Consider the following 9,155-nt stretch of genomic DNA (forward strand, 5'->3'; position numbering starts at 1 on the left):
AGCAGCGGCAGCAGCGGCGGCCGGCCGAGCAGCAGGACGGCGCCCGCGCCGAGCAGCACCGGCTGCCAGGGGAAACCGCCGTCGGTGGCGGCCGCACCCGCGTCCAGCTCGTCGCCGCACTCACCCATGCGCCGCAGCTCGGGCGGGCACTCGTCGGGCGTCGTGGGCTGGGCACTGGGCTGCTCGCTCTGCGCCGGCTCCGGGAGGTCGGGTTCCTCCGAGCCCGGCTCCGGCAGGGCGGGCTGCGCGTATCCGGGCGTGCTGCCCCGGGACGGGGTGGGCTCGAACCGGGTCCAGCCGACCCCCTCGAAGTACAGCTCCGGCCAGGCGTGCGCGTCCTGGAGGCCGACCCGCATGGTGTCACCGGCGGAGCTGCCCGGAGTGAAGCCGATCGCCACCCGCGCCGGGATGCCCAGCGTCCTGGCCATGGCGGCCATCGAGAAGGCGAAGTGAACGCAGAAGCCCTCCTTCTGCTCCAGGAACCGGGCGATGGCGGCGCTGCCGCTGCCCGCCCTGACCTCGGTGTCGTAGGTGAAGCCGCCCTCGCGGGCGAACCACTCCTGGAGCGCGAGGGCCCGCTCGTAGCCGTTGGACGCGTCGGCGGTCACCCTCAGGGCCGTGCTGCGCACCACGTCCGGCAGCGAGTCGGGCACCTCGGTGTACTCGCGCAGCAGGCTGCGCTGCGGTTGCGGCGCGTTGGCCAACTGCTCCGCGGTGGGGCGCACCTGGAGGCTCTCCACCTGGTAGCGCACCCCCTTGGTGGTCTGGCCCCGGTCGCCGACGAGGGTGCGGCCGACGGGCTCGAACCGCCAGCGGCCGTCGATGTCGACCTGCCTGGCCGGGTACGGCATGGGCAGCCAGTTCTGCGCGTACCAGTCGGCGGCGGCGATCCGGGTGGTGACGGTCCGGGTCTCGACGTCGGCGGACAGGCCGGGGGGCGCCGGCAGCGGTCGGGGCACCGCCTGGATGCGCCGCTCCGAGGGCTTCCAGGAGGTGCCGTCGAACTGGTCGAGCGCCACGATGCGCAGGTAGAGGTCCTGGGTGCTCTCCGCGTCCGTCTCGTAGCTGAGCACCGTGCGGTTCTCCGGCTGGTTGAGGCTGTCCTGGAGCGACACCAGCGGGTTGACCGCGGACACCGTGCCGCCGCCACCGGTGCCGCCGCCACCGCGCCCGGTCGGGTCGAGCAGCCCGTTGTTCAGGGACGGCAGCAGTGCCGGAACGAGCAGGGCCAGTCCGAGCGAGGCGGCACCGATCCGCCGTCCGGCCCGCATCGGGGCCGTCACCGGACCGCCGAGGCCCGGGTCGCGGTTGCTCGGGCCGCCGCTGCCGCTGAACACCTGGCCCCACTGGGACAGCCGGTCCCGGCCCTCCGCCAGGAGCAGCAGCAGGTAACCGCCGGCCGCGGCCACGAACCACGCCCATCCGGCGCCGTCCTGGGACAGCCCGGCCGCGACCGAGTAGAGCGCCAGCAGCGGCAGCCCGGCCGGTGCGGCGCTGCGGAACGTGACCGCCAGCGCGTCCACCAGCAGCCCGATGAGGAGCACACCCCCGACCAGCAGCAGCCGTATGCCCTCGGTCACCGGAGCGGGTATCGCGAACCGGCCGACGTCGTCGGTGCCCTCGGTGAGCAGCAGGCCGAGGTACTGGAGGCTGTCCGGCCCGGGCAGCACCCCGCCGATCGCCACGTCCCGGGCGAAGACCACGGTGAGCAGCAGCAGCGACACGGCGGCCTGGGCGGCGATGGTGAGTCCTCTGGCCAGCGGCACCCGCCGGGCGCCGACCCCGACGAGGGTCTGCACCGCCAGCAGCAGTGCGGCCTGCACCATCCAGCCCGCCGGGGTGACCAGGGGCAGCAGTGCCGCCGCGGCCGCCAGCGTGGCCAGCCAGGAGCAGGCCGCCAGTATCGCCCGTCCGCTCATCCCGCACCGCCTCCGCTCGTGCCGGTGCCGCTGCTCGCCCGGTCCGCCTGCTGCCACAGCTGCGGCAGGGGGTCACCGGGGGAGTAGGGCACGACCGTCCATCCCGCTTCCCGGAGCAGGTTGTTCTGTTCGTTCTCCGCCTCCTGCGCGCGCTGGCCGCGCGCGACGAACGCCACCCCGCCCGGGGAGCGTTGCCGCATCCGGGCGACGGTCGCCGTCTGGGCCTCGTCGAGTGTGCCGAGAAAGGCGATGAGAAGGCCCTCGTTGCCGCCGCTCAGCGCGTCGTAGGCCTTGGTGAGGCCGGGCTCGCCCGAGTGCTCGACCACGGCCAGGGTGTCCATCAGCAGCCCCGCGGTCTCCGAGGAGTCAGGGGTGAGGCCTTCCAGGCCGGGGGCCGGGTTGCCGCCGTCCGTGATCAGGCGCACGCCGTAGCCGCGCTCGATCAGGTGCGTCACCACGGAGGCGGCTCCGGACACCGCCCACTCGAAGGGCGAGTCGGGCCCGGAGCCCGTCCACGCCGCTCTGCGGGAGTCGAGCAGCACCGTGCAGCGGGCCTTCTGCGGCTGCTCCTCGCGGCGGACCATCAGCTCGCCGTAGCGGGCGGTGGAGCGCCAGTGCACCCGGCGGAGGTCGTCGCCGTGCCGGTACTCGCGCGGGATCATGTCGTCGTCGCCGGCCAGGGCGAGTGAGCGCTGCCGGCCGTCGCCGTAGCCGGAGGAGTCCCCGGCCAGCCGGACCGGGGGCAGCGCCTCGATGCGCGGTATGACCGTCAGCGTGTCGTAGGCGGTGAAGGAGCGGGTCAGCTCCACCATGCCGAACGGGTCGGTGAGCCGCAGTTGCAGCGGGCCGAGCGGGTAGCGGCCCCGCAGGTCCGATCGGACCCGGTAGGAGACCTCGCGCCGGCCGCCCGGCTCGACCCGGTCCAGCACGAAGCGCGGCCGGGGGCCGAGCACGTACGGCACCCGGTCCTGGAGCATCAGCAGGCCGGTGGGGAGACGGGAGACGTTGTCGACGCGCAGGTGCACCCGTGCCTCGGCGCGCACCGGGACCCGGCCCGGTACCAGTTGCCGGGACGCGGTGACGCGGTGCCGGGTGCGGTGCAGCACGGCGACGCACAGCAGCGGCAGTGCGGCCAGCAGCATGCCGACCCGCAGCAGGTCCGACTGGCCCAGCACGTACGCGCAGACGGCGGCGGCGATCCCGGCGGCCAGGAAGGAGCGGCCCCGGGTGGTGAGGCCGCCCAGCGAGGCCCTGAGGGTGCCGTGGTGCTCCTGGTCCCGCTCGCCGGGGGCCGCCATCAGAAGCCCCGCGGCTGCTGCTGGCCGTAGGAGTCGCGCCAGGCCTGGGCACCGGTGTCGGGCACCGGGGTGCGCTGGAGGATCTCGGTGACGACCTGTTCCGCGGTGCGGCGGTTCAACTGCGCCTGCGCGGTGGGCAGTACCCGGTGGGCGAGGACGGGAACCACGAGGGCCTGGACGTCGTCCGGGAGGGCGTACTCGCGGCCGGCGAGCGCGGCGGTGGCCTTGGCGGCCCGCAGCAGCTGGAGGGTGGCCCGGGGGGAGCCGCCGAGCCGCAGCTCGGGGTGGTTGCGGGTGGCCGACACGAGGTCGACGGCGTACCTGCGCACCGACTCGGCCACGTGCACGCCGCGTACCGCCTCGATGAGTTTGGTTATGTCGTCGGCGTGGGCCACCGGTTGCAGGTCGTCGAGCGGGGAGCCGCCGCCGTGCACGTCGAGCATCTCCAGTTCGGCGGCCGGGCTGGGGTACCCGATGGACACCCGGGCCATGAAGCGGTCGCGCTGGGCCTCGGGGAGGGGGTAGGTGCCCTCCATCTCGACGGGGTTCTGGGTGGCGACCACCATGAACGGGTCGGGCAGCGGGTAGGTCCGGCCGTCGACGGTGACCTGGCGCTCCTCCATCGACTCCAGCAGCGCCGACTGGGTCTTGGGCGAGGCGCGGTTGATCTCGTCGCCGATGACGATCTGCGCGAAGACCGCGCCCGGCTTGAACTCGAAGTCCTTGCGCTGCTGGTCGTAGACGCTGACGCCGGTGATGTCCGACGGCAGCAGGTCCGGTGTGAACTGGATGCGCCGCACCGAACAGTCGACGGATCTGGCCAGTGCCTTGGCGAGCATCGTCTTGCCCACCCCCGGCACGTCCTCGATGAGGAGGTGCCCCTCGGCGAGCAGGACCGTCAGCGCCAGTCGCACCACCTCCGGCTTGCCCTCGATCACGGTCTCCATCGACCGGCGCACCTGCTCCGCCGTCGTGGTCAGATCGCTGAGGCTCGTCTGCCCGTCATAGGTCGTCACCCGGTCCTCCTCGGCCCGTTTCCGCAGACCGGACCCCGCCGGAGCGGGGTCGGCTCAACCGGAAGCTCACCGGCACCTTCCTCCACGGAAAGGCACCATCGATCGTTCATTGTTCACGTATGTCGGCGCCCACGTCACCGTTCCGGGTGGACAGCGGGGTCGATCTCCCTGAGTAGCCCGGTGGTGACGTCGAAGACGAACCCCCGCACATCATCAGTGTGCGGGAGGAAGGGCGAGGTGCGGACCTTCTCCATCGACTGGCGCACGTTCTGGTCGAGGTCGCGGAACGCCTCCACGGCCCAGGTGGGCCGCTGCCCCACCTCGAGCTCCAGCTCGTGCCGGAAGTCCTCGGTCAGGTTGAGCAGACCGCAGCCGGTGTGGTGGATGAGCACGACGGACCTGGTGCCCAGCGCCCGTTGGCTGATGGTCAGGGAGCGGATGATGTCGTCGGTCACCACGCCGCCGGCGTTGCGGATGGTGTGGCAGTCGCCGAGTTGCAGGCCCAGCGCCGCGTGCAGGTCCAGGCGGGCGTCCATGCAGGCCACGACGGCCACGCCCAGCACCGGCTGGGCGTCCATTCCGGGGTCGGTGAAGTGTTCGGCGTACTGTGCGTTGGCGTTGACGAGACGGTCGGTGACCGTTCCGTGCTGTTCGGAGATCGGCATGGTACGACGGTAGCCGGGAGCCGTCGCGGCGGCCTGGGGCGACTTCCGGGCCGAAAGGGTCAAAGGTGGTCAACGCGGTGATCTGTGAGGTAACCCACAGGTGGAGGGCCGGCTGCTCCGGACGGGCGGTGTCCGGGCCGGCCCGGGTTGCCCGGTGACGCGCCCCGGAGGTTGGTTGACCGGGGGGACGAGTGGACTAAAGTGACGCGAAGTGGGAGGCGCCAGGGCGCGTTCCAGCCAACTCCGGGCCGCGGGGTCCGGCATCCCTCGTGTTCGCGAGACGCGCGCGTACGGCTCGGCCTCCTCCCGCTTCCGGTCCCACGCCGCCGCTCTTGCCGGCGTCGGCGGGACCACGTTCCCCCAAGAGCGGGCGGGGACCGAGCTGTACGTGCAGCAGCCCGCGCCGGACTTTAAGAGGGCGCATGACCAGCAGCGACCAGCGGCACGTCCCCGTCATGCTCCAGCGGTGTCTCGATCTGCTCGCTCCGGCGCTGACCGGCCCCGACGCGGTGGTCGTCGACTGCACACTCGGCCTCGGCGGGCACAGCGAAGCACTGCTCACCCGATTCCCCGAGGTGCGGCTCGTCGCCCTCGACCGTGATCCCGTCGCGCTGGAGCTCGCCGGTGAGCGGCTCGCGCCCCACGCCGACCGCACCCACCTCGTGCACGCCGTCTACGACGAACTGCCCCAGGTGCTCGAACGGCTGGGCATCTCCCGGGTGCAGGCCGTGCTGTTCGACCTCGGAGTGTCCTCGATGCAGCTCGACGAGGCCGACCGCGGCTTCGCCTACGCGCAGGACGCCCCGCTCGACATGCGGATGGACCAGACCACCGGAATCTCCGCCGCCGAGGTGCTGAACACCTACCCGCCGGGTGACCTGGTCCGGCTGCTCCGCAGCTACGGCGAGGAGAAGCAGGCCAAGCGCATCGTCGAGGCGGTCGTGCGGGAACGCCGGCAGGAACCGTTCAGCAACAGCGCCCGACTGGTCGAGCTGATCCGCGACGCGCTGCCGCAGGCCGCCAAGCGCACCGGCGGCAACCCCGCCAAGCGCACCTTCCAGGCCCTGCGCATCGAGGTCAACGGTGAACTCGCCGTGCTGGAGCGGGCCGTGCCGGCCGCGGTGGGCACACTGGCGGTGGGCGGCAGGATCGCCGTGCTCTCCTACCACTCGCTGGAGGACCGCCTGGTCAAGCAGGTCCTGGCGGCCGGAGCGGTCAACACGGCGCCGCCCGGCCTGCCGGTCGTGCCCGAGCGGTACCAGCCCCGGCTCAAGCTGCTGACCCGTGGTGCCGAACTTCCCCAAGAGGAAGAAGTCGCCCGCAACCGCCGCGCCGCCCCGGCCCGGCTGCGCGGAGCCGAACGCATCCGGGAGGCCCAGGACACATGACAGCGCCGAACCGGCTGGCCCGGCTCGCCCACCTGATGCCGGGCGGCACCTCCCAGGCGGCCCGTACCCCGTTCGTCCTGCTGATCGTGGTGCTGCTGGGCTCCGGACTGCTCGCGCTGCTGCTGCTCAACGCCTCCGTCAACCAGGGCTCCTTCGAGCTCAGCGAACTGAAGCAGCAGACGAAGGAGCACACCGACGAGCAGCAGGCGCTCCAGCAGGAAGTGGACGCCTACTCCGCCCCCGACGCCCTCGACCGGCGCGCCCGCGAGCTGGGACTGGTACCGGGCGGCAGCCCCGTGTTCCTGATGCCGGACGGCTCGGTCCGGGGCGTGCCCGAACCAGCCACCCCCGATCCCGGGAGGTGACGTCCCGTTGAGCGACGCACACGAGGTGACGCGGTGAGCCCCCAGGAACCACGCCGCCGGGTACCGAGGCCGGCCAGGTCCGGACAGGCCCGCAAGGGCGGGTCCCGCCGACCGGGAGCCGCCGGGCAGGCCGCCGGACAGACCGGGAAGGCAGCGAAGGACGCGAAGACCGCCGGGGACGCGAACGCGGCGAGGGCCGCCAAACGGCCCGCGAAGCCGGCCGGGGGAAAGCCGCCGGGAAGAAAGCCGCCGGGCGGGAAGCCCGCCGGGCGGCCCGGGAAGCGCCCCGCCAAACGGGCGGCGAAGAAGCTGCAACTCGGTGACCCGCGGCCCCGCCTCCGGCTCATCAGCCTCGCGCTGACCCTGGTCCTGGTGGCGTTCGTCGCCCGCCTGCTCCAGGTGCAGGCCGTCGACGCGGCGGCCTACGCGGAGAAGGCCAACGTCAACCGATACGTCACGGTCACGGTGGCTGCCGAGCGCGGCACGGTCACCGACCGCAAGGGCCGCGAGCTGGCCACCACCGTCGACGCCTACGACATCGTCGCCGACCCGTACTACTTCACGCCCGAGCAGGCCGGCATCGCCGACGCCCCGGCCAAGGCCGCCGCACTGCTCTCCCCGGTGCTAGGCGTCGACCGGGAGGACCTGGCGAAGCGCCTCGCCGACCCGCCCGCGCCGCGTTACGTCCAACTCGCCCCCCAGCAGAGCCCGCAGGTGTGGCGGCAGATCCAGGACCTCAAGGAGACACTCGCCGAGAAGGAAGCCGAGAGGGAGGCCGACAAGGAGTCCGACGAGGAGTCCGAGAAGGAGTCCGGGGGCGCGGGCGCCAACCTGCTGGCCGGGGTGTATGCCGAGCCGCGGTCGAAGCGGGTCTACCCCAACAAGGAACTGGCCGCCGGGGTGCTGGGGTTCGTCAACTCCGACGGCACCGGCGGTGGCGGCCTGGAAGCGCAGCTGGAGAAGCAGCTCGCCGGCCGCGACGGCAGGGTCACGTACGCCCAGTCGGCCGGTCGCCGGGTGCCCACCGCCGGATCCGAGGAGCAGTCCGCCACCCCCGGCACCGGCATGGAGCTCACGCTCGACCGGGACATCCAGTGGGCCGCGCAGCGCGCCATCGGCGACCAGGTGAAGAAGTCGAAGGCCGACAGCGGCTACGTCGTCGTACAGGACACCCGTACCGGCGAGATCCTCGCCCTGGCGAACGCGCCCGGCTACGACCCCAACGACCTCTCCACGGCCTCCGCCGGCTCACTCGGCAACCCGGCGCTCCAGGACGCCTACGAGCCCGGTTCCACCGCGAAACTGATGACCATGGCTGCCGTGCTGGAGCAGGGCGTCGCCGCGCCCGACACCAAGGTCACGGTGCCCAACCGGCTGCCGCGCGCCGGCCGGGCCTTCGCCGACGACCACGACCACCCCACGTACCACCTCACCCTGACCGGCGTGCTCGCCAAGTCCAGCAACATCGGCACGATCCTCGCCGCCGAGCGGCTGGGCAAGACCCAGGGCCACAGCAACCGGATCCTGCACCGCTACCTGACCGGGTTCGGCGTCGGACAGCCCACCGGCCTGGGCTTTCCCGGCGAGACCTCCGGCATCCTCGCGGACCCCGAGGACTGGAACTCCGCGCAGCAGCACACCATCCCGTTCGGCCAGGGGCTGTCGGTCAACGCCGTACAGGCCGCCTCGGTGTACTCCACCATCGCGGGCGGCGGCGAACGCGTCACCCCCACCCTGGTCCGCGGCACCGTCGGCCCCGACGGCCGCTACGCCGCCGCGCCGGAGCCGAGCCGTGAACGTGTGGTCAGCACCAAGACCGCCCGCACCCTGACGAAGATGCTCCAGGCCGTCGTCGACGACGAGGAGGGCACCGGGAAGAAGGCCCGGATCCCCGGCTACCGGGTCGCGGGCAAGACCGGCACGTCCAACCGGGTGGATCCCGAGACGGGCCGCTACAAGGGGTACACGGCGTCGTTCGCGGGCTTCGCACCGGCCGACAAGCCCCGCGTCACCGTGTACTGCGCGGTGCAGAACCCCACGCGCGGCAGCTACTACGGCAGCGAGGTGTGCGGGCCGGTGTTCAAGAACGTCATGCAGTTCTCGCTCAAGACCCTGCAGGCCGCACCCAGCGGCGCCCAGCCGCCCGGCCTGCCCACCACCTTCGAGCCCGGCGAATGAGGGGTACCCGGCATGACCACAGCCACCGAAGGCTCCGACGGGCGGGCCGGGCGTCCGCGCCGCGCGGGGCCCTCGCTTCGCGAAGCGCCGTCCGCGCCCGGTAACCTCACCGCCGTGCCACAAGCTGATCAGAACCCATCCGCCCCGCCCCGCCCCACCGAGGTGCGCCCCGTTCCGCTGACGGAGCTGGCCCGGCTGCTCGGCGCGGCCGAGCCCGCGGAGCCGCGGTCCGACGCCACGGTCACCGGGATCACGCACGACTCCCGAGCGGTACGCCCGGGCGACGTCTACGCGGCCCTGCCGGGAGCCAGGTACCACGGCGCGGA

The 9,155-nt window shown here is 72.9% G+C and carries 7 protein-coding genes and 1 pseudogene; 4 read left to right on the top strand and 4 right to left on the bottom strand.

What is annotated here, in order from left to right:
• From ACYVE9_RS08900 to ACYVE9_RS08915, 4 genes are all read right to left on the bottom strand, one after another.
• On the bottom strand, positions 1–1,919 hold a 1,919-nt coding region (locus ACYVE9_RS08900; protein WP_461027204.1), incomplete at its 3' end, for a transglutaminase family protein.
• A complete protein-coding gene (locus ACYVE9_RS08905) occupies positions 1,916–3,217 on the bottom strand; it encodes a DUF58 domain-containing protein (protein WP_461027205.1) in 1,302 nt (433 codons plus the stop codon). The genes ACYVE9_RS08905 and ACYVE9_RS08900, both read right to left, overlap by 4 nt.
• Positions 3,217–4,233, bottom strand: coding sequence for an AAA family ATPase (locus tag ACYVE9_RS08910; protein ID WP_461027206.1), 1,017 nt, complete (start codon positions 4,231–4,233; stop codon positions 3,217–3,219). The genes ACYVE9_RS08905 and ACYVE9_RS08910 overlap by 1 nt, the downstream gene beginning before the upstream one ends.
• A gap of 134 nt (positions 4,234–4,367) precedes the next feature.
• Entirely contained in the window at positions 4,368–4,898 is a 531-nt protein-coding gene (locus tag ACYVE9_RS08915) for a beta-class carbonic anhydrase (RefSeq protein ID WP_461027207.1), read from the bottom strand.
• 422 nt (positions 4,899–5,320) lie between these two features.
• On the opposite strand from ACYVE9_RS08915, the gene rsmH reads away from it, so the two are divergent.
• The 4 genes and pseudogenes from rsmH to ACYVE9_RS08935 all read left to right on the top strand — a co-directional run.
• Entirely contained in the window at positions 5,321–6,286 is a 966-nt protein-coding gene (gene rsmH / locus ACYVE9_RS08920; protein WP_461027208.1) for a 16S rRNA (cytosine(1402)-N(4))-methyltransferase RsmH, read from the top strand.
• A complete protein-coding gene (locus ACYVE9_RS08925; protein ID WP_461027209.1) occupies positions 6,283–6,651 on the top strand; it encodes a septum formation initiator family protein in 369 nt (122 codons plus the stop codon). Before rsmH ends, ACYVE9_RS08925 begins: the two co-directional genes overlap by 4 nt.
• A gap of 33 nt (positions 6,652–6,684) precedes the next feature.
• Complete coding sequence (locus tag ACYVE9_RS08930) at positions 6,685–8,829, top strand: peptidoglycan D,D-transpeptidase FtsI family protein (RefSeq protein WP_461027210.1); 2,145 nt, start codon at positions 6,685–6,687, stop codon at positions 8,827–8,829.
• Between the two features lie 12 nt (positions 8,830–8,841).
• Positions 8,842–9,155, top strand: a pseudogene (locus tag ACYVE9_RS08935) (UDP-N-acetylmuramoyl-L-alanyl-D-glutamate--2,6-diaminopimelate ligase); the annotation flags it as partial.

The organism is Streptomyces sparsus (assembly GCF_054776295.1).

Bases quoted from the DNA above. Each gene is read 5' to 3' on its own strand.
- rsmH (WP_461027208.1), top strand. From the start codon at position 5,321: ATGACCAGCAGCGACCAGCGGCACGTCCCCGTCATGCTCCAGCGGTGT.
- ACYVE9_RS08925 (WP_461027209.1), top strand. From the start codon at position 6,283: ATGACAGCGCCGAACCGGCTGGCCCGGCTCGCCCACCTGATGCCGGGC.
- ACYVE9_RS08905 (WP_461027205.1), bottom strand. From the start codon at position 3,217: ATGGCGGCCCCCGGCGAGCGGGACCAGGAGCACCACGGCACCCTCAGG.
- ACYVE9_RS08915 (WP_461027207.1), bottom strand. From the start codon at position 4,898: ATGCCGATCTCCGAACAGCACGGAACGGTCACCGACCGTCTCGTCAAC.